This window comes from Paracoccus sp. TD-10 (assembly GCF_048270675.1).
Taxonomy (GTDB): domain Bacteria; phylum Pseudomonadota; class Alphaproteobacteria; order Rhodobacterales; family Rhodobacteraceae; genus Paracoccus; species Paracoccus pantotrophus.
The window spans coordinates 1,805,015-1,824,961 of the sequence record NZ_CP182418.1; the positions used below are offsets into that span (position 1 = coordinate 1,805,015).

The window sequence follows — 19,947 nt, forward strand, 5'->3', positions numbered from 1 at the left end:
CAAGGCTTGCCCTAGATCACGGTCATGACATTGCGCAGCATCATCCTCCACCCCGATCCGCGGCTGAAGAAGCCCTGCGAGCCCGTGGGCCGCATCACCCCCGAGATCGAGACCCTGGCCGCCGACATGCTGGCCACCATGTATGACGCGCCGGGCGTGGGTCTGGCCGCGCCGCAAGTGGGCGTGCTGTCGCGGCTTTACGTCATGGATTGCGAAAAGGATCCCGAGGCGCCGCGCAACCCCATCGTCATGGTCAACCCCGAGATCACCTGGCGCTCGGAGGCGCTGAACACCTACGAGGAAGGCTGCCTGTCGATCCCCGAGCAATATGCCGACGTGACGCGGCCGGCCGAGGTCAAGGTGCGCTGGCTCGGCCTGGACGGCAAGACGCATGAGCGGGATTTCGAGGGGCTCTGGGCCACCTGCGCCCAGCACGAGATCGACCATCTCGACGGCAAGCTGTTCATCGACTACCTTAGTCCGATCAAGCGCCAGATGATCACCCGCAAGATGGTCAAGCTTAAGCGCGAGCGCGGCCGTGCCTGAGCCCCTGTCGGGCCAGGATGCCGCGCAGGCGTCCAGGGGGCCCGACCCCGCCGCGCTGGCCGCCCGCGGGCGCATCCGCCCGATACTGGTCCATCCCCACCCGGCGCTGCGCCAGGTCTGCGCGCCGGTGGGGCGGCTGGGCTGGGACGCGCTTTCGCAGCTTGCGGCCGACCTGCTGGCGACCATGTATGACGCCGGCGGCCGCGGCCTGGCCGCGCCGCAGATCGGCGAGTGCTGGCGCATCTTCGTCATGGATCACGGCTGGAAGGCCGGCGCGCCCCTGCCCCGCGTGGTTCTCGACCCCGAAATCCTGCCCCTGGGCGGCATGGTCGAGACCCTGGAGGAAGCCTGCCTCTCGATCCCCGGCCGGCCGGCTGCGGTAAGCCGGCCGGTGACGGTCTCGATGCGCTGCTTCGACCTGATGGGGACGCTGCAATTGCTGACCCTGGCCGGCATCGAGGCCCGCATCGCCCAGCACGAGGCCGACCATCTGGACGGCCGGCTGATCCTCGATGCGCTGGACGGCCGGGATTCCACCGTGCGTTAAGCCGGCCTTAACCGTTTCGCGATAGACCGGGGGAGCAGATGCCGCCGCCGGAGTCGCCGCTTGTTCCCGCTGTCCCAGATTCTCTGCTTTCTCGCCGGCCTCTGGCTCGGCCGGCGGCTGGCCCGCCGCCGCGAAGGATGCCAGCCGTCCCACGACGAATGGCGTGCCTATGGGCAGGGCGCCTTCCATGTCCGGCGCGATTCGCGGCGGGTGGACAGTCCGGGCCGGATTTACCTTCATTCCCCGCCGTGGTAGCCGGGCGGCCATCCCTGACAAGGCCGCCCCGATGACCGTCCGCCCCTTCCTGCCCTATGCCGACCGCCGCCTGCACATGCCGGCCGAGCCGGTTCCCGCGATCACCGAGACCGTGCGGATGATCTGGGACGACATGATCGACACGATGGAGGCGATGCCCGGCGTCGGCCTTGCCGCGCCGCAGATCGGCATCATGCAGCGCCTGGCGGTGGTGGACGCATCCGACAAGCGCGGCCAGGCCCTGCGCATGGCCAATCCCGAGATCCTGCACGCCAGCGTGCAGCTGCGCGCCCATGAGGAGGCCAGTCCGAACCTGCCCGGCGTCTCGGCCCGGATCGAGCGGCCGCGCGCCGTCACCGTGCGTTTCCTCAATGCCGATGGCGAGATCGAGGAGCGGGATTTCGTCGGCCTCTGGGCGACCTCGGTGCAGCACCAGATCGACCACCTGGACGGCCGGCTTTATGTCGATCACCTTTCGCCCCTGCGCCGCAAGATGCTGGTGGCGAAATCGGCCAAGCTGGCCCGCCGCTGACCGGATCGCGCGCCACGCACAGCGCGGGTCTAGCTGGAACCGCTGTCGCCCCATTTGGGCGCGCTGGGGAGAGTGCAAGGCCGCAGGGGTATTTGGAAAACGGTGAAAGGGCTTTCTGCGCAAGCGGCCGGGGCAGTTGCCCACCGGCGCGGCGCTGGAGGACGAGGGTTTTCTGCGCGCGGTGAGCGGGGGTGGGAACCTGTCACGATCTGCCTGGCGCAGCAGGACCGCATGGGCATCCCCGACGCCAATGGTATCCAGGCGCGGCGGGAAATCGCGCTGGAAACGAAAATGACGGCCGGGGTGATCCGACCGTCGCGCGGAGGGCTATCTGGACACATCACCTGTCTGGCTCGCCCACGCCACGAATATCGCGCTGAAACGGGGGATTTTCAATGACGGGCATCAGCGTCAGGACCGAGCGCGACACGACCGAAGCCCAGACCCGCCTTCACCAGCGGGTGAAGCTCGGGCTTTCTGCACGCAAGGAGCCGGGTGTGGGGCGGGGGCGCGGGAAGGGGACCGCGACGGCAAGCGCTTTTCTTTGCCGCCCCGCCCCCTTAACCTCGGGGGCGAACGGGCGGAGGGAACGCGCCCTCCGACAGGCCCCGCCCCCTGTGCATCCTGGGGCCGGAGCCCTTTCCCGCTGCCACCTGCCCGCCGCCCGTGCGGGCATAGCCCGAGGGACGCCAGGCCAGAGATGTTTTCCGTGCTGCCCCTTCTTGCCGGTCTGCTGTTCTTCGCCGCCTCGCTCACGCCTTCGCTGATCCCGAGGGACTGGCTGATGCAGGGCGTGCTGGCCGGTGTCTCGATGGCGGCGGGCTATGTGATGACCCAGTTCCTGCTGGCGCTGTGGCGGGCGCTGGAACTGCCGGTGTTGCGGGGCCGGCCGGCGCGCATCGCCCATGCGGTCCTGGCGGTGCCGGTGCTGGTCCTGCTGGGCCGCGGGGTGATCCTGTCGGGCGAATGGCAGAACAGCATCCGCGCCCGCATGGGCATGCCGGACCTGGAGGTGAACAATACCGCCAAGATGCTGGCCCTGGCGCTGGCGGTGTTCCTGGCGCTGTTCGTGATCGGCAAGGCGATCCAGGCGCTGTTCGACCTGCTGCGGCTGCGGCTGGCGCGCTATATCCCGGTGCGCAGCGCCAATGTGCTGGGCCTGCTGCTGGCGGCGCTGATCGTGGTGACGCTGACCCGCGACGGGGTGGTGAACGGGGCGATGCGCATCGCCGACAGTTCCTATGCCGCGGCCCAGCACCTGACCGATCCCAGCGTGCCAGCACCCGCCGAATCCTGGCAGCCCGGCTCGGCCGCGTCCGGCATCGACTGGGAGCTGATGGGCAAGCCGGGGCGCGACTTCGTGCTGGGCGGGCCGCGCGCCCGCGCCATCTCGGGCTTCACCGGCCACCCGGCCAAGGAGCCGCTGCGCATCTATGTCGGCCTGGCCCAGGACAAGAGCCCCGAGGCCCGCGCCCGGCTGGCGCTGGACGAGATGCTGCGGGTGGGCGCCTTCGAGCGCAAGGTGCTGGTGCTGGCCAGCCCCACCGGCACCGGCTGGATGGACCCGGCCAGCTATGACGCGCTGGAATACATGCATGGCGGCGACGTGGCGACGGTAGCGGTGCAATATTCCTATCTGCAAAGCCCGCTGGCGCTGATCTTCGAGACCGAATCCGGCCTCGAGCAGACCACGGCGCTGATGCGCGCGGTCTACGAGCATTGGCGCCACCAGCCCCCGGACCGGCGGCCGCGCCTGTATCTGCACGGCATCTCGCTGGGCGCCTGGTCGTCCATGTATGCCTTCAACCCGTTCCAGATGATGAACGAGCCGGTCGCCGGCGCCTTCTGGGTAGGCCCGCCCTTTACCTCGACCCTGTGGCGGCAGGCCAACGGCGCGCGCCAGCCCGGCAGCCGCTTCGTCCTGCCCGAGCTGGATGAGGGCGAGGTGATCCGCTATGCCAGCCAATACGCGCCGCCCGACCGCATCGGCCGGCCCTGGGGGCGGCTGCGCATCCTGTTCCTGCAATATGCCAGCGATCCGATCGTGTTCTACGATCCGGCCTCGCTGTGGCGGGCGCCGGAATGGATGCGCGAGGCGCCGGCGCCCGATGTCTCGCCCCGGCTGCGCTTTACCCCGGTGGTGACGCAGCTGCAGCTGGCGGTGGACATGCTGGTCTCGACCTCGGCGCCGCCGGGCTTCGGCCATAGCTATCACGCCCGCGACTATATCGACGGCTGGGTGGCGGTCACCGCGCCCGCGGGCTGGACGGCGGCCGATACCGAACGGCTCAAGGCGATCTGCGGCCAGGAAGGGCGACTCGGATGCGCAAACGGCTGATCCTTGCGGCGGCGCTGCTGGGGCTGGTGGCCCTGGCGCTGGCGCTGAACACGGCGCGCAACTATGCCGGCTGGCAGCCCGCGACCGAGACCCCGGCCGAGCGGCTGGCCCGGCTGGAACCGCATTGGCGCATCCTGCGGCCGGACAGTCCCGGCCCGCATCCCGCCGCAGTGCTGCTGTCGGGCTGCGACGGCGTGCATGACAACATGGACTATTGGGCGCAGCAATTCGTGGCCATGGGCCGGGCGGCGCTGATCCTGGACAGCCATGCGCCGCGGCTGCTGGACAAGGCGCAGGCCTGGCGGGCGCTCTGCGCCGGGCAGGTGCTGCCGGGGGCCGAGCGCGCCGGAGACCTGGCCGTGGCGCTGGCGGCGCTGCGCGAGATGCCGGGCATCGACGCCTCGGACGTGGCGCTGCTCGGCGCCTCGCATGGCGGCTGGACGGTGATGGAACTGCTGCGCGCTCTCGGCGAGGACGAGCCGCCGCCCGGCCTGACCGCCTGGCCCGCGCCGCGCGGCAGCCTGGCCGCGCCGCTTGGCCCGGTGGTGCTGCTTTATCCCTATTGCGGCCTCTTGAACGGCGCGGCCAAGGGACCGTGGCCCGGCCATGTGCAGGGGCTGATGCTGCTGGCCGAGCTGGATTCGATCACAGATTCCGCCGATTGCCAGAGGATGGGCGAGGATCTGGTCGCGCAGGGCGCGCATCTGGCCGTCATCACCTATCCCGGCATCAATCACGGCTTCGACCAGCGCGAACGCTCGTCGCTCTCGCCGCTGGAGTTCGACCCGGCAGCACGGGCGCAGGCCACCCGCGACATCCGCGCCTTCATGCAGGGTTTTGCCGCGCCCGCGACCGGGATATGAGGCGGCAAGGACAACGGAGGGCAGCGATGCGCGTCATCTTCATGGGCACACCCGATTTCTCGGTCCCGGCGCTGCGGGCCATCGCCGCGCGGCACCAGGTCGTCGCGGTCTATTCGCAGCCGCCGCGCGCGGCCGGGCGCGGACAGAAGCCCCGCCCCTCGCCCGTGCATCGCGCCGCCGAGGAACTGGGCCTGCCGGTCCGCACGCCCGAGCGGCTGAAAGCGCCGCAGGACCAGGCGGATTTCGCCGCGCTCGCCGCCGATGTGGCGGTGGTGGTGGCCTACGGGCTGATCCTGCCGCCGGCGGTGCTGGAGGCGCCGCGGCTGGGCTGCCTGAACATCCACGCCTCGCTTCTGCCGCGCTGGCGGGGGGCGGCGCCGATCCATCGGGCGATCATGGCCGGCGATGCCGAGACCGGCGTCGCCATCATGCAGATGGAGGCGGGGCTGGATACCGGCCCGGTGCTGGCCGAGGCGCGCACCGCCATCGGCCCCGAGGACACCACCGCCGACCTGCACGACCGGCTGGCCGAGATGGGTGCGGCGCTGATCGTCGAGACCCTGCACCGCCTGCCCCTGCCCGCCCGGCCGCAGCCGGCCGAGGGCGTGACCTATGCGCAAAAGATCGACAAGGCCGAGGCGCGGATCGACTGGACGCGGCCGGCCGCGCAGGTCGACCGGCAGATCCGCGGCCTCTCGCCCTTTCCCGGCGCCTGGTGCCTGATCGGGGGCGAGCGGGTGAAGCTCTTGCGTTCGCGCCTCGCCGCCGGTCCGGGCGCGCCGGGCCGGGTGCTGTCGGGCTTCACCATCGCCTGCGGCGAAGGCGCCATCGAGGTGCTGGAGGCGCAGCGCGAAGGGAAGCGCCCGATGCCCGCGGCCGAGATCCTGCGCGGCATGACCCTGCCCGACCGGCTGGGCTAGCCCTGCCGGGCAACCTTGCGGGCAGCCCGTTCGGCGACCTTTTCCGCCGCCTTGCAGCCCTGGCGGATGCCCAGGCCCAGTCCGATGCGGGCGACCGGCACCAAGAACAGCGCCGCCCCCGCCAGCACGACCCAAAGCATCTCGCGCCCGGATTGCGATAGCCGGCCAAAGGCCGGAAATTGCGGGATACGGGCCAGGATCGCCACGATCACCGCGGCGTGAAAGATCGCCAAGAACAGCATGCAGAGCAGCGCGGCCCGCAACATCCGCCCCGGCGCGGGAACGGCGTTTTCGCGGCGATACCAGAGATGACCCGAGGTCAGGCTCGCGATGAAGACCAGGATCAGGCCCGCCGCGTCGTTCCGCAACTCGATGCCATGACCCGCCGCCATGAAGGCCAGCAGCCCGAACAGGACCATCCCCCCAAACCAGACCCCCGAAGAAATGGATCACCAGCCGCATCGCGGAAACCGGCCTCGCGGTATTGCCTGCGCCCATTGCTACCCTCTTTCCCCGAACCATGGCTCCCGGTGCGGGAACAGGGCAAGGACAAAACGGACAAATTTGCGCCGCATGCCCCCGCCTCGCCAGGCATTTGCACCCTGCACGGGTATGCGGTCTAATCGCGCGCATGGTATGATCCAAGAGGTGCGGCGATGGAAAACCTGATCCGGGTGATGGCCGATCACTGGTGGATGCCGCTCTTGCGCGGCATCGCGGCGATCCTGTTCGGCCTGATGGCGCTGATCTGGCCGGGGCTGACCGTCTATGCCCTGCTGCTGGTCTTTGGCGCCTATGCGATCTTCGACGGGGTGATGGCGATCGTCACGGCCTTCCGGCGCAAGGCGGAGGACGACCGCTGGTGGGCCTGGGGGCTGGACGGCGTCCTGTCGATCATCATCGGCCTAATGGCGCTGTTCTGGCCGGCGGCGACGGCGCTGGCCTTCATCATCTGGATGGCCGCCTGGGGCGTGGTCGCCGGCGTCTTGCGCATCATCGCCGCCCTCCGGCTGCGGGACGAGATCGAGGGCGAATGGGCGCTGGGGCTCAGCGGCTTGCTGCTGGTCGTCTGGGGCGTGCTGATGGCGCTGGTGCCGGCCGCGGGGCTCTTGGGCATCGCCTGGCTGATCGGCCTGTTCGCGCTGCTGATCGGCGTGGCGATGATCGTGCTGGCCTTCCGGTTGAAGGGGCTGAAGCCGGTCTAGGTTGCGCGGTTGCCGGAGTATTTGGGAAACGGTGAAATGATCAGATTCCGCGCGGCTTGGCGCGAGTGGTCGGGTCGGCTTCCAGCGGGTTTTCCGGCCAGGGATGGCGCGGATAGCGGCCGCGCATGTCCTTACGGACATCGCCGTAACCCCCGGCCCAGAAACCCGGCAGGTCCGTGGTCACCGCGACGGGCTTGCCGCCGGGCGACAGCAGGGTGATGCGCAAGGGCCGGTTGCCGACCACCGGATGGCGCGACAGGCCGAACAGTTCCTGCAGCTTCAGCTCGACCGAGGGTGTCTCGTGGTCGTAGTCGATGGGCACCCTGCGGCCCAGCGGCGTGACGAAATGCGCCGGCGCCGCCTGATCCAGCCGGCGCTGGCCGTCCCAGCCGATGCGCGCCTTCAGCGCCTCGCTCAGGTCCAGCCCGCGCAGGTCGGCCAGGGTCCGCACCTTGCCCAGCCAGGGCAGCAGCCAGTCGGGATCGGCAAGCAGGCTTTCGTCATCGACCGGGCCGAGTTCCGGGATCAGCGCGACCCGTGCCCGCAGCCGCGCGGCGCCGGGGCTCCAGGTCAGCCCGGTCGCGCGCAGCCCCTCGAAGGCGGCGCGGGCCAGCGCCTGCGGGTCGGGATCGTCCAGCGCCCGGTCGGCCAGCACCAGCGCGCCAAGGCGTTCCTGCCGGCGGGCAAGGACGCGGCTGTCGCGGCGGGACCATTCCACCAGCTCGACGGTCTCGATGCGGTCGGGGAACAGGGCGCGGATCTCGTCCTCATCCACCGCCACCGCCATGCGGATGCGGGCCTCGCGCGCATCGCCGTCAAGGTCGGTCGCGACAATCAGGCGCTGTGCGGCCAGCGCGTCGCCCTCGGGCAGCACCGCGCCCTTGCCGCCCGACAGCACATAGCGCGGCTGCTCGCCCTTGCGGCGCAGCCCGATGCGGTCGGGATAGGCCAGCGCGGCCATGGCGCCCGGCGACAGGCCGGCGCCCTCGCCCGCCATGCGGCGCAGGCGTTTCGCCTCGTCGCGGATGCGGTGCAGCGTGCCGGGGTTGGCCGGCCAGGGGTGGCGGTCCTGATAGGCGCGCAGGTCGCGGATCGCCGCCAGCCGCAGGGTCAGGTCGGCGGGTGCGCCGGTCAGCGGGTCGCGCTCGGCCATCAGCGCGGCGAGGTCGGCGGCCTCGCGCCCGGCCGTGACCAGCATATGCGCCAGTCGCGGATGCAGCGGCAGCGGCGCCAGACGCCGGCCGTGCGGGGTGATGCGGTTGTCCCCGTCCAGCGCGCCGAGGTCGCGCAAGAGCGCCCGCGCCTCGGAGAGCGCCGCCTCGGGCGGCGGCGTCAGGAAGGCGAGGTCGCGCCCGTCCGAGCCCCAGATCGCCAGTTCCAGCGCCAGCCCGGCCAGGTCGGCCACGGCGATCTCCGGCGGGGCGAAGGCGGGCAGCGCGCCTTCTTCGGCCCGCGCCCACATCCGATAGCAGATGCCCGGCGCGACGCGGCCGGCACGGCCGCGGCGCTGCTCGGCCTCGGCGCGGCTGACGCGCTCGGTCACCAGCCGCGACATGCCCGAGCCGGGATCGAAGCGCGCCCGCCGCGCCCGGCCGGCATCGACCACCACCTTCACGTCGGGAATGGTCAGCGAGGTTTCCGCGATCGCGGTCGCCAGCACGATCCGCCGCCGCCCGCCCGGGGGTTGCAGGGCGGCGCGCTGCGCCTTGAAATCCATGGCGCCGTAAAGCGGCAGCACTTCGGCATCGACGTCCAGCATGGCCTGGACGCGGCGGATCTCGCCCTCGCCCGGCAGGAAGGCCAGGATGGTGCCGCCGGTGTCGCGCGTCGCCGCCTCGGCCTGGGTAATCAGCCGCGCCGCCTCGGAGACCAGCCGGGCGCCCGCGGGCAGGGGGCGGTCCAGCCAGCGCGTCTCGACCGGAAAGGCGCGACCTTCCGAGCGGATGACCGGCGCGCCCTCCATCAGCGCCGCGACCGGCTCTGCATCCAGCGTCGCCGACATCACCAGCAGCGCCAGGTCGGGCCGCAGCGCCCCCCGCGCCTCCCAGGCCAGGGCCAGGCCAAGGTCGGCGTTCAGGCTGCGCTCGTGGAATTCGTCAAAGATCACGCAGCCGATGCCGGAAAGCTCGGGGTCGGACTGGATCATCCGGGTCAGGATGCCCTCGGTCACCACCTCGATGCGGGTGCCCGCCACCGCCTCGCCGCGGATGCGATAGCCGACGGTGCGGCCCAAGGGCTCGCCCAGCGTCTCGGCCATGCGCTCGGCCGCGGCGCGGGCGGCAAGGCGGCGCGGCTCCAGCATCAGGATGCGGCCGGAAATCGCGGGCAGCAGCGCCAGGGGGACGCGGGTGGTCTTGCCGGCGCCGGGCGGCGCCATCAGCACGGCACGGCCATGCGCGGCCAGCGCGGCGGTCAGGTCGGGCAATACGGCGTCGATGGGCAACTGCATCCCCGCCTTATGGCAAAGCGCCGTCGGGGCGAAAAGAGGTGCCCCTACACATCCGCCGCCGGCCTGCCTATCTTGACCCGGCCAAAGCGAGGGACGGAATGGGTATCGCCGACGATCTGATGCAGGGCCTGGGCATCTCGGACCCGGTGATCCGGCTGGGGGTGACGGGGCTGTCGCGGGCCGGCAAGACCGTGTTCATCACCTCGCTGGTGGCGAATCTGCTGGATCGCGGGCGCATGGCGGCGCTGCGGGCCGCGGCCGACGGTTCGCTGAAGGCGGCGTGGTTGCAGCCGCAGCCCGACGACACCGTGCCGCGCTTCGATTACGAGCGGCATCTGGCGGCGATGACCGGCCCCGACCCGCATTGGCCCGAGGGCACCCGCCATGTCAGCCAGCTGCGTCTGTCGCTGCGCATCCAGCCGCGCGGGCTGATCGCCGGCTGGCGCGGCCAGCAGGTGCTGCATCTCGACATCGTGGACTATCCGGGCGAGTGGCTCTTGGACCTGCGGCTGATAGAGAAGGATTTCGACCAATGGTCGCAAGAGGTTCTGGAGCGCATGGCCGCTCGTCCCGGTGCCGGGGATTTCCGCGCCGCGCTGGCGGCGACCGAGCCGGGCCGCTTTGACGAGACCGCCGCGCAGGCGCTGGCCGCGGCCTATACGAGGCACCTGCACCTGGCGCGCGAGGCGGGCTGGTCGGACTGCACCCCCGGCCGTTTCCTGATGCCGGGGGAGCTGGACGGCTCGCCGGCGCTGACCTTCACCCCCCTGCCGCACGAGATGCAGGCGACGTCCCTGGGGCGCGAGTTCGCGCGCCGTTTCGGCGCCTACAAGGCGCGGGTGGTGAAGCCGTTCTTCCGCGACCATTTCGCCCGCATCGACCGGCAGGTGGTGCTGATGGACGTGCTGGGCGCCATCCATGCCGGGCCGCAGGCGGTCGAGGACATGCGCCGCGCCATGGCCGACATCCTGACCGCCTTCCGCCCCGGCCGCGCCGGCTGGCTGGCGCAGCTTCTGGGCTCGCGCCGGGTGGGGCGGATCCTGTTCGCCGCGACCAAGGCCGACCACCTGCACCACATCCAGCATCCGCGCCTGACCTCGATCACCGCCGCCATGCTGCGCGAGGCCCGCGACCGCGCCGATTTCTCGGGCGCGCGGACCGAGGCCATGTCCATCGCCTCGCTGCGCACCACCACCGAGGAATTGATCCGGCAGGACGGCGAGGAGCTGCCCGCGGTGCGCGGCACGCTGATGGACGGGCGGCAGGCGGCCTTCTATCCGGGCGAGCTGCCGGCCAATCCGGCCGAGCTCTTGGTGCCGGCAAGCCAGGGCGCGACCCGCTGGCTGGAGGGCGATTACGCGATCATGGATTTCGCCCCGGCGCCCGGCACGCTGCGGCCGGGCGACGGGCCGCCGCATATCCGGCTGGACCGCGCGGCCGAGTTCCTGATCGGCGACAGGCTATAGGAGAGCGCCATGGCTGAACCCCCGAAACGGCGCGGGCCGGTGCTGCTGGAAATGGGCGGTCCACCCGAGCAGGCCGCGGCCGAACCGCCCCGGCCCCAGCCCGCCCAAGCCGGCCAGCGCGACCGCAAGGCGCCGCGGGCCGAGTGGCGCGAGGGCGAACCCGCGCCCTCGCCCGCCGATGCGCCGATGATCGACGACGGGCTGGCCCCGCCCCTGCCGCAGCCGCGCACCATGCAGCTTGTCGCCCGGCTGGTCGGGCGCGGGCCATCGCGGCTGACGCGCTTCTTCATCAATACCGGGGTGGCGCTGTTCACCTTCCTTTTGTCGGTGGCGGCGCTGCGCTACCTGACCGACCTGCTGAACAGCTATCCGCTGCTGGGCTGGATCGGCATCGCGCTGATGGTGCTGTTCTGCCTCGCGGCGCTGGGGATGGCGTTTCGCGAATACCGCGCCTGGTCGCGCTTTGCCGCCATCGACGGCATCAACCGCGAGGCGGGGGCGGCGCTGGCCTCGGGCGACCTGAAGGCAGCGCAGCATGTGGTGGCGCGGATGGAGGGCCTGTATCGCGCCCGGCCGGAGCTGGAATGGGGGCTGACCCGGCTCAAGGAGCGCAAGCCCGACGCCTATGATGCCGAGACGCTGATCGCGCTGGCCGAAACCGAGTTGCTGGCGGCCCTGGACCTTGAGGCCCGGCGCGAGATCGAGGCCGCCGCCCGCACCGTCGCCGCCGCCACCGCGCTGATCCCGCTGGCGCTGGCCGACGTGATCGCGGCGCTGGCGGCGAACCTGCGCATGATCCGCCGCATGGCCGAGATCTATGGCGGCCGCGCCGGCGCTGTCGGCGGCTGGCGGCTGGCGCGCACGGTGATGACGCATCTGATCGCCACCGGCGCCGTCGCCGCCGGCGACGACCTGATCCATACCGTGGCCGGCGGCGGCCTGCTCGCCAAGGTCTCGAAACGCTTCGGCGAGGGGGTGGTGAACGGCGCCCTGACCGCCCGCGTCGGCATCGCCGCGATGGAGGTCTGCCGGCCGCTGCCCTTCATCCACCAGCCGAGGCCGCGGGTCGGCAACCTGATCGCGCGCGGGCTGAAGGGGCTGTTCGGCGAGGATGAGCCGCGCTAGGCGCCCCGTTGCTGGGGTATTTGAGAAACGGTGAAACGCGCAGGGCCTGCTCGTCTTCTTTGCTCCCCCAATACCCATCCGGCCGCGCGCATCTGCACCGCCGGCCGGGTATTTTCAGAGCAAAGAAGCAACCGTTTCCTGTCGGGGCGTGCTGGCGTATAAATCCGGCATGAGAGCGCGCCGTGCCGCCCTGTTGCTGATGTCTTTCGTGCTGCTGCTTGGGCTGGGCGCCGGGCTTCGCGACCGGCTGGATGCCTGGGTCGATGCGACCGCGCTGCCCCGGCTCGATGTGCCCGTCGGCGTCGAGGTGGTGGCGCGGGACGGCAGCTTGCTGCGGCCCTTCCAGGTGGCCGACGGGCGCTGGCGGCTGGATGCGGGGCCGGTCGATCCATTGTTCTTGGACATGCTTTTGCTGTGGGAGGATCAGCGGTTCCAGCGCCATGCCGGGGTCGACGGACGGGCGCTGTTGCGCGCGGGCTGGCAGGCGCTGCGGCAGGGGCGGGTGGTTTCGGGCGGATCCACGCTGACCATGCAGGTGGCGCGATTGATCGAGGAGGGGCCGACCGGGCAATGGGCCGGCAAGGCGCGGCAGATGCGGCTGGCCCTGGCCCTGGAGCGGCGGCTGGAGAAGCGCGGGATCCTGGAGCTTTACCTGCGCCTTGCCCCCTATGGCGCCAATGTCGAGGGCATCCGGGCGGCATCCCTGCAATGGTTCGGCAAGGAGCCGCGGCGGCTCTCGCCCGCCCAGGCGGCGCTGCTGGTGGCGCTGCCGCAATCGCCCGAGACGCGACGGCCGGACCGTTTCCCCGCAGCCGCCAAGGCGGCGCGGGACCGGGTTCTGGCGCGGGCGGCGCGGGCCGGGCTGATCTCCGATGCCGATGCGCGGGCGGCGATGGCCGAGCCGGTGCCGCGGATGCGCCGCGCCTTTCCGGCGCTGGCGCCCCTGCTGGCCGCGCGGCTGGTGCGGGAAAACCCCGGCGCGGCACGGATCGAGACCACCATCGACGTGCGCCTGCAGCGCCGGGCCGAGGAGCTGGCCTCGCGCGCCGTGCGCGGCGCCGGGCGGCGGCTCTCGGCGGCCGTGGTGCTGGCCGATCACCGGACGGGCGAGATCCTGGCCGAGGTCGGCGCGGCGGACTGGACGGATGGCGCCTCGGCCGGTTTCGTGGACATGGCGCGGGCCTGGCGCTCTCCGGGCTCGACGCTGAAACCCTTCGTCTACGGGCTGGCCTTCGACGACGGGCTGGCGCATCCCGAGACGCTGATCGAGGACCGGCCCACCGCCTTCGGCCGCTGGCAGCCGCAGAATTTCGACCATCATTTCCGCGGCACCGTCAGCCTGAAGAACGCGCTGGTCTGGTCGCTGAACATCCCGGTGGTGAAGCTGGCCGAGGCGGTGGGGCCGAACCGCATCACCCAGGCGCTGCGCCGCGGCGGGGTCGAGCTGCGCCTGCCGGGCGAGGCGCCGGGGCTGGCCATCGTGCTGGGCGGTGCGGGCGTGACGCTGGAGGGGCTGGCCGAGGGCTATACGGCGCTGGCGCGCGGCGGCCGGGGCATCACGCTGTCGCCGCTGCCGGGCGGCAGCCGGGAACTGGCCGCGCCGATGTTCGGCCCGGTCGCGGCCTGGCAGGTCGGCCATATCCTGAGCCAGAACCCCGCCCCGCGGGGTGCGCGGCAGCGCGCGCTGGCCTACAAGACCGGCACCTCCTATGGGCATCGCGACGCGCTGGCAATCGGCTTCGATGGGGCGCGGGTCGGCGCGGTCTGGCTGGGGCGGCCGGACGGCACACCGGTGCCCGGCGCCTTTGGCGGCGAGCTGGCGGCGCCGGTGCTGTTCGACCTGTTCGACGCCCTGCCCGCGGTGGCGCTGCCGCCGCCTCCGCCGCAGGCGCTGACCCTGCCGAACAGCGCCCTGCCACTGCCCCTGCGCCGCTTTGCCCCGCCGGGCGAGGCCAGCGCCATGGCGGCGGGCCCCGCCGCCCCTGATGCGCTGCGCCTGACCTATCCACCCGACGGGGCCGAGATCGACGCAGCAGGACCGCTGACTGCCAAGGCGCGGGGCGGGCGCGGGCCCTGGACCTTCCTGCTGAACGGCGCGCCCGCCGCCATCGCCCGGCCGCAGCCCACGGCCAGCCTGCCCAATCCCGGCCCCGGCTTTGCCGAATTGACGGTGGTGGATGCCGATGGCGCCTCGGCCAGTGCGGCAATCCGGCTGCACTGACATAATTTGCGCGCTTCGCGATTCGCTTGGCCTTTTCTTAACCGGGATTTGCGACATATTCGCACCATGCTTCGCATCACCGACCAGATCGCCATCGAGGAATGGGAACTGTCCGAACAGTTCACCCGGTCCCAGGGACCGGGCGGGCAGAACGTGAACAAGGTCGAGACCGCGGTGGAACTGCGCTTCGAGGCCGAGCGGTCGCCGCATCTGGCCCCACCGGTCAAGGCGCGGCTGAAGCGGCTGGCGGGGCGGCGCTGGACCCAGGACGGCGCCCTGCTGATCCGGGCCGAGGAGACCCGCAGCCAGGCCCGCAACCGCGAGCTTGCGCGCGAGCGGCTGGCCGAGCTGATCCGCCAGGCGCTGGTCGCGCCGCGCAAGCGCATCGCCACCCGGCCGACGCTGGGCAGCCAGCGCCGCCGGCTGGCCGCCAAGACCCAGCGCGGCGCGGTCAAGGCGATGCGCGGCCGCATCCGCGACGCGGAGGATCCGGCATGATCGTCGAGTTCCGCGAAAGGCTGGCGCGGCTGATCGGCCGCCGCCCGCCCGACATGCAGGTCGCGGCGCTGTGCCTGAACCAAGCGACCGGCGAGGTGCTTTTGGTGACGAGCCGCGGCACCGGGCGCTGGATCGTGCCCAAGGGCTGGCCCATGGCCGGCCGCAGCCTGGCCGATGCCGCCCGGCAGGAGGCATGGGAGGAAGCCGGCGTCAAGGGCCGCGTCGGCGAGGTCGAGATCGGCCGCTATCACTATGACAAGGACCAGGACCGCGGCTTTGCCATCCCGGTCGAGGTGCGGGTCTTTCCGCTGTATGTCGAGGCGCTGGAAACGCAGTTCCCCGAGGCGCAGGAGCGTCAGCGCCGCTGGTTCGCGCCCCAGGACGCCGCCCGCATGGTGGCCGAGACCGGGCTGCAGCAGATCCTGCGCCGCCTGCCCGCCGAGCGGCGGCATTCTCCGGAATGAGGCGCGAACCCCGCGAATACCGCACGCTCGACAAGGATCTGAGCCGCGTCACCAATACCGAGCGGGCGGTGCTGCATTCGGCGCGGCCCTTGTTGCGGCTGGGGCTGGCGCTGATCTTCATCGCCGCCGCCAGCTATGTCGGCACCGGCCTTTTCACCGGCCAGCCGGCCATCGGCATCCTGGCGGCCAGTCTGGCGGTCGCCGCCTATCTGGCGCTGTCGATCGGCGGCAACGACGTGGCCAACGCCCTGGGGCCGGCGGTGGGCGCAGGCGCCATCGGCATGACCGCCGGCCTCGTCCTGGTCGCGGCGATGGAGGTCATGGGCGCGGTCATCGCCGGCCGCGCCGTCACCGCCACGCTGACCGAGGGGCTGGTCGGCAATACGCTGGGCGAAGGTGAGGCGACGGCGCGGATGATGCTGGCGGCGCTGCTGGCGGCGGGCAGCTGGATCAGCCTTGCCACCTGGCTCGGCGCACCGGTCAGCACCACGCATTCGGTGGTCGGCGCCATCGCCGGGGCGGGGATGGCGACCTTTGGCCTGGAGGCGGTAAACTGGCCGGCCATGGGCATGATCGCCTTTGGCTGGATCGTCTCGCCGCTGGTCTCGGGCCTGGCGGCGGCGGGGCTGATGGCGCTGCTGCGTGTGCTGGTGCTGGATCGCGAGGATCGCGTCGCCGCCGCCCGCACCTGGATGCCGGTGGTGGTCGGGCTGGCCTCGGCCATGCTGGCGGGGGTGGCGGAGCTGGCCTGGCATGGCACGGGGCTGGCGGCGAATGCGGTCTTGGCGCTGGCTTGCGGCGCGCTCGGCTGGGCCTATACCCGGCGACGCATCGACCGGCAGTCGCGCGGCGAGGCCGGCGGCCGGCTGGCGATGAAGCAGTTGCTGGCGGTGCCGCTGATCGCCGCGGCGCTGGTCATGGGCTTTGCCCATGGCGCCAACGACACATCGAACGTGGCCGCGCCGCTGACCATCATCCTCGACAGCCTGTCGGCCGGGGGGGACGATGCCCTGCGCGGCCGGCTGGTACTGCTGCTGGGCGGCCTGGGCATTGCGCTGGGGATCCTGCTGTTCGGGCGCCGGCTGGTGCATATGGTCGGCAGCCGCATCACCCGGCTGAACGCATCACGCGCGCTTTGCGTGTCGCTGGCGACGGCGGCGACGGTGCTGGGCGCCTCGCTTCTGGGCCTGCCGCTCTCGACCACGCATGTCGCGGTGGGGGGCGTGTTCGGGGTCGGCTTCTACCGCGAATGGCGTGACCGGCGGCTGGCCGCCAGCCAGCCACCCCTGCCCGCCGAAGAACGCCGTCGCCGCCACCTGGTGCGCCGCTCCTACATGCGGATGATCCTCGGTGCCTGGCTGATCACGGTGCCGGCGGCGGCGGTTTTGGCCGCGGCGCTGGTCTGGATCGGCGGGTTCTAGGGCCGAGCTTTCCGGGGAAACCTCATGTCCGCGGGCTCTGGCCGGGCCGGCATGCGCCCGGCTGCCCGGCTTCGGCCTGCACGCGGCAGCCGGCGCCCGATCCGGACCGCGAGGCTTGATGCCGCCGCCTGCGGCCCCTCGGCCGCGCTTGCCGCCCGTCAGGCGCGGCGCAACGCCGCCTCGCCCGCGGCACGGGTTTCCGAGAGCGTGGCCCCGGTGCTCAGCGCCTCGGGGTCCAGCGCCAGATCCAGAACCGCCAGGGTACCGGCGGCCTGGGCGCGGGCGAAGGCCTCGGCGAAATCCTCCTGCATCTCGACCCGTTCGCCATGGCCGCCATAGGCGCGGGCCAGCGCCGCGAAATCGGGATTGGCCAGCGCCGTGCCCGAGACGCGGCCGGGATAGCTGCGCTCCTGATGCATGCGGATGGTGCCGTAATGGCCGTTGTTCGCCACGATGACGATGACGGCGGCACCGTGCTGGGCGGCGGTAGAAAGCTCGTTCACCGTCATCTGCAGACAGCCGTCGCCGGCCATGCAGACCACGATGCGATCAGGATGCTGCAGCTTGGCGGCGATGGCGGCGGGCAGGCCATAGCCCATTGAGCCCGAGGTCGGCGCCAGTTGCGTGCCCCAGCGGCGAAAGCGGTAATAGCGATGGATGAAGGCGGCGTAGTTCCCGGCGCCGTTGGCGATGATCGCATCGGGCGGCAGATGGTCGGACAGCCAGCGCATCACCGCCTCCATCCGCACCGCGCCGGGGGTGGGCCGAGGCTGCTGCCAAGCCTCGTAACCCGCGCGCAGCCCGGCGGTCCAGCCGTCCCAGCGCCGCGGCGCCGGCAAGGCGGCCAGCGCCGCCACCATCGCGCGCGGATCGGCCACCAGCCCCGGATCGGGCCGCCAGAGATGTCCCAGCTCATCGGGCGAGGGGTGGACATGGATCACCCGCGCATGCGGGCGCACCGGGTCCATCAGCTCGTAGCCGCGGGTCAGCGTGTCGCCCAGCCGCGAGCCCAGGGACAACAGGCAATCCGCCTGCGACAGCGCCTGCCCCAGCACCGGATTCATGCCGACGCCCAGGTCGCCGACATAGTTCGGATGCGCATTGTCCATATGGCTCTGCCGGCGGAAGGGCACGGCGACCGGCAGGCCCCAGCCTGCGGCAAAGCGCGCCAGGTCGTCGGCGGCCGCCTGCGACCACAGCGTGCCGCCAGGCACGACCAGCGGCCGCTCGGCCCCGGCCAGCGCCTGGGCGACGGCCTTGATCGATTCCCCGGCGACAGCGGAAAGCGGCGCGGCCGGCGGGGCGATGTCGGGCACCTCGGCGCGGGCCGAGATCATGTCCTCGGGCAGCGCCAGCACCACCGGGCCGGGCCGGCCCGACATGGCCAGGTGAAAGGCGCGCGAGACATATTCCGGGATACGCTCGGTCTGGTCGATCTCGGCCACCCATTTCGCCAACGGGCCGAACATGGCGCGGTAATCGACCTCCTGAAACGCCTCGCGGTCGCGGTCGGCGCGGGCGATCTGGCCGACGAACAGGATCATCGGCGTCGAATCCTGCCGCGCCACATGCACCCCGGCGCTGGCATTGCTGGCGCCGGGACCGCGGGTGACGAAAGCCACGCCCGGCCGCCCGGTCAGCTTGCCCTGCGCCTCGGCCATCATCGCGGCGGCGCCCTCGTGCCGGCAGACGACGTTCTGGATGCCCGAGGCGTAAAGCCCGTCCAGCACCGCCAGGAAGCTTTCGCCGGGAACCGAGAACACCCGCCCGACCCCGTTCGCCTTCAGCGCATCAACCAGAATCTGCCCGCCATGCCGCATCGCCGCCGCCTCCCTGTCCTCGCACCCATCGGCCCTCAAGGACCGCCGGCAGCTTAGCCCGCCAGCCCCGCAGGCGGAAGAATCATTGATGATCACGGAAATGTGATTACGCTTTCCCAAGTTTTTCAAACCCTTGGAGAATGAAATGCGCAAGCTGATCTGTCTTTTCGTTCCGTTGGTCCTGGCGGGATGCGAACCTGTCCTGGAGCCGCCGCCCGGCTATCCCGATTGCGCCGCCTTCCAGCGGATGGCGGTCGGCACGCATGAGCCCGGATATGTCGACGGCTTCATGGTCAGCGGGTTGCTGGGCCCCTACGAGATCGCCAGGATCGACGGCAAGAACACGCTGAAGGCGGATATCTACCCCCCGCTGGTCATGGCGATCGACGAGACCACAAGCCAATGGCGGCCCTATGGCGCGCTGCATTTGACGTTGCGCGCGTCGGGCGAGACGCAGGCGACGGTCTATCTGTGGGAACCCCGAGGCGGCGCGCCGATCGCCACCAGCGAGGTCCGGTTCGAAAAAGCAGGCGAGCGGATCGTGCAGTTCCCCGCGGAGCTTGCGCTGAACATCGGCGTGGTCGGGGTCAGCGGAGAGGATGTCGGCACCCAGGCGGCCTGCTTCGGCACCCCTGCCGGAACGACGCGCGGCCTGTCCCCGGCGCAGCTCGACCGCTTCCGCACCGACGTCCCGCGCTGATCCCGCAGGGTGGCCGGCCGGCGCAGGCGGGTCCGCCGCGGCCCGCCTGGCCGAAACAGTCCGGCCTTTACAGCCACGGCCCCCCGCCCTATCTCTGCCCGATCATGGCCACGAAATCCGACCCGAACTACAAGATCATCGCCGAGAACCGCCGGGCGCGCTTCGACTACTTCATCGAAAGCGATCTCGAGGTCGGCATCATGCTGACCGGGTCCGAGGTGAAAAGCCTGCGCACCGGCCAGTCCAACATCGCCGAAAGCTATGCCTCGGTGGAACAGGGCGAGCTGTGGCTGATCAACGCCTATATCGCCGCCTACAAGCAGGCCGGCGTCTTTGGCCACGAGGAACGGCGCCGCCGCAAGCTCTTGGTGTCGAAAAAGGAACTCAGCCGCCTCTGGCAGGCCATCGGCCGCGAGGGCATGACGCTGGTGCCGCTGGTGATGTATTTCAACGACCGCGGCAAGGTAAAGCTGAAGATCGGCGTCGCCAAGGGCAAGAAGGTCGCCGACAAGCGCGAAACCGCCGCCAAGCGCGACTGGAACCGGCAGAAACAGCGTTTGCTGAAGCAGGGTTAAGC

At 71.4% G+C, this 19,947-nt stretch carries 19 protein-coding genes; 16 read left to right on the forward strand and 3 right to left on the reverse strand.

All coding sequences use genetic code 11. The annotated features are described in order from the left end of the window. The first annotated feature begins 24 nt into the window (after window positions 1–24). The 7 genes from def (ACNKFW_RS08960) (at window position 25) to fmt (ending at window position 6,001) form a co-directional block, all read left to right on the forward strand. On the forward strand, window positions 25–546 hold the full coding sequence (gene def / locus ACNKFW_RS08960; RefSeq protein WP_418024128.1) for a peptide deformylase: 522 nt from the start codon (window positions 25–27) through the stop codon (window positions 544–546). Continuing rightward, a complete protein-coding gene (locus ACNKFW_RS08965; protein ID WP_024843186.1) occupies window positions 539–1,093 on the forward strand; it encodes a peptide deformylase in 555 nt (184 codons plus the stop codon). Before def (ACNKFW_RS08960) ends, ACNKFW_RS08965 begins: the two co-directional genes overlap by 8 nt. Before the next feature lie 286 nt (window positions 1,094–1,379). Then, window positions 1,380–1,880, forward strand: coding sequence for a peptide deformylase (def, locus tag ACNKFW_RS08970; protein ID WP_147428186.1), 501 nt, complete (start codon window positions 1,380–1,382; stop codon window positions 1,878–1,880). A 231-nt stretch (window positions 1,881–2,111) separates the two neighbouring features. Continuing rightward, window positions 2,112–2,279 (forward strand): hypothetical protein, encoded by a 168-nt coding sequence (locus ACNKFW_RS08975; RefSeq protein ID WP_155984336.1) that lies wholly within the window; start codon window positions 2,112–2,114, stop codon window positions 2,277–2,279. A 301-nt stretch (window positions 2,280–2,580) separates the two neighbouring features. Continuing rightward, on the forward strand, window positions 2,581–4,218 hold the full coding sequence (locus ACNKFW_RS08980) for an alpha/beta hydrolase (protein WP_024843188.1): 1,638 nt from the start codon (window positions 2,581–2,583) through the stop codon (window positions 4,216–4,218). Further along, on the forward strand, window positions 4,203–5,081 hold the full coding sequence (locus ACNKFW_RS08985; protein ID WP_147428187.1) for a dienelactone hydrolase family protein: 879 nt from the start codon (window positions 4,203–4,205) through the stop codon (window positions 5,079–5,081). The genes ACNKFW_RS08980 and ACNKFW_RS08985 overlap by 16 nt, the downstream gene beginning before the upstream one ends. Window positions 5,082–5,107: 26 nt before the next feature. Beyond that, window positions 5,108–6,001 (forward strand): methionyl-tRNA formyltransferase, encoded by an 894-nt coding sequence (gene fmt, locus ACNKFW_RS08990; RefSeq protein ID WP_147428188.1) that lies wholly within the window; start codon window positions 5,108–5,110, stop codon window positions 5,999–6,001. Here fmt and ACNKFW_RS08995 read toward each other — a convergent pair. Then, window positions 5,998–6,420 (reverse strand): ABZJ_00895 family protein, encoded by a 423-nt coding sequence (locus ACNKFW_RS08995; protein WP_147428189.1) that lies wholly within the window; start codon window positions 6,418–6,420, stop codon window positions 5,998–6,000. The genes fmt and ACNKFW_RS08995 overlap by 4 nt on opposite strands. A 237-nt stretch (window positions 6,421–6,657) precedes the next feature. On the opposite strand from ACNKFW_RS08995, the gene ACNKFW_RS09000 reads away from it, so the two are divergent. Then, window positions 6,658–7,206 (forward strand): HdeD family acid-resistance protein, encoded by a 549-nt coding sequence (locus ACNKFW_RS09000; RefSeq protein ID WP_024843192.1) that lies wholly within the window; start codon window positions 6,658–6,660, stop codon window positions 7,204–7,206. Between the two features lie 40 nt (window positions 7,207–7,246). On the opposite strand, the gene hrpB is transcribed toward ACNKFW_RS09000, so the two are convergent. Further along, the gene (gene hrpB / locus ACNKFW_RS09005) at window positions 7,247–9,655 is read right to left on the reverse strand and encodes an ATP-dependent helicase HrpB (RefSeq protein ID WP_418024129.1); all 2,409 of its coding nucleotides are present in this window, start codon (window positions 9,653–9,655) and stop codon (window positions 7,247–7,249) included. A 98-nt stretch (window positions 9,656–9,753) separates the two neighbouring features. Here hrpB and ACNKFW_RS09010 point away from each other — a divergent pair, with 98 nt between their 5' ends. From ACNKFW_RS09010 to ACNKFW_RS09035, 6 genes are all read left to right on the forward strand, one after another. Beyond that, window positions 9,754–11,121 (forward strand): YcjX family protein, encoded by a 1,368-nt coding sequence (locus ACNKFW_RS09010; RefSeq protein ID WP_147428190.1) that lies wholly within the window; start codon window positions 9,754–9,756, stop codon window positions 11,119–11,121. A gap of 9 nt (window positions 11,122–11,130) precedes the next feature. Next, window positions 11,131–12,246 carry a YcjF family protein gene (locus ACNKFW_RS09015; RefSeq protein WP_418024130.1) on the forward strand — a complete coding sequence of 372 codons (1,116 nt, stop codon included), beginning with the start codon at window positions 11,131–11,133 and terminating at the stop codon, window positions 12,244–12,246. A gap of 169 nt (window positions 12,247–12,415) precedes the next feature. Then, window positions 12,416–14,467 carry a penicillin-binding protein 1C gene (gene pbpC / locus ACNKFW_RS09020; RefSeq protein ID WP_244314573.1) on the forward strand — a complete coding sequence of 684 codons (2,052 nt, stop codon included), beginning with the start codon at window positions 12,416–12,418 and terminating at the stop codon, window positions 14,465–14,467. Window positions 14,468–14,533: 66 nt separating this feature from the next. Beyond that, window positions 14,534–14,965 carry an alternative ribosome rescue aminoacyl-tRNA hydrolase ArfB gene (gene arfB, locus ACNKFW_RS09025; RefSeq protein ID WP_024843197.1) on the forward strand — a complete coding sequence of 144 codons (432 nt, stop codon included), beginning with the start codon at window positions 14,534–14,536 and terminating at the stop codon, window positions 14,963–14,965. Further along, complete coding sequence (locus tag ACNKFW_RS09030; protein ID WP_147428192.1) at window positions 14,962–15,429, forward strand: NUDIX hydrolase; 468 nt, start codon at window positions 14,962–14,964, stop codon at window positions 15,427–15,429. Before arfB ends, ACNKFW_RS09030 begins: the two co-directional genes overlap by 4 nt. Then, on the forward strand, window positions 15,426–16,850 hold the full coding sequence (locus ACNKFW_RS09035; protein ID WP_147428193.1) for an inorganic phosphate transporter: 1,425 nt from the start codon (window positions 15,426–15,428) through the stop codon (window positions 16,848–16,850). The genes ACNKFW_RS09030 and ACNKFW_RS09035 overlap by 4 nt, the downstream gene beginning before the upstream one ends. Window positions 16,851–17,008: 158 nt before the next feature. Here ACNKFW_RS09035 and ACNKFW_RS09040 read toward each other — a convergent pair whose 3' ends face one another. Beyond that, window positions 17,009–18,670 (reverse strand): thiamine pyrophosphate-binding protein, encoded by a 1,662-nt coding sequence (locus tag ACNKFW_RS09040; protein WP_147428194.1) that lies wholly within the window; start codon window positions 18,668–18,670, stop codon window positions 17,009–17,011. Window positions 18,671–18,815: 145 nt separating this feature from the next. Between ACNKFW_RS09040 and ACNKFW_RS09045 the strand changes: the two genes are divergently transcribed. Both ACNKFW_RS09045 and smpB read left to right on the forward strand, forming a co-directional pair. Further along, on the forward strand, window positions 18,816–19,370 hold the full coding sequence (locus ACNKFW_RS09045) for a hypothetical protein (RefSeq protein ID WP_418024131.1): 555 nt from the start codon (window positions 18,816–18,818) through the stop codon (window positions 19,368–19,370). A 104-nt stretch (window positions 19,371–19,474) separates the two neighbouring features. Continuing rightward, window positions 19,475–19,945 carry an SsrA-binding protein SmpB gene (gene smpB, locus ACNKFW_RS09050; protein ID WP_024843202.1) on the forward strand — a complete coding sequence of 157 codons (471 nt, stop codon included), beginning with the start codon at window positions 19,475–19,477 and terminating at the stop codon, window positions 19,943–19,945. Window positions 19,946–19,947 lie beyond the last annotated feature (2 nt).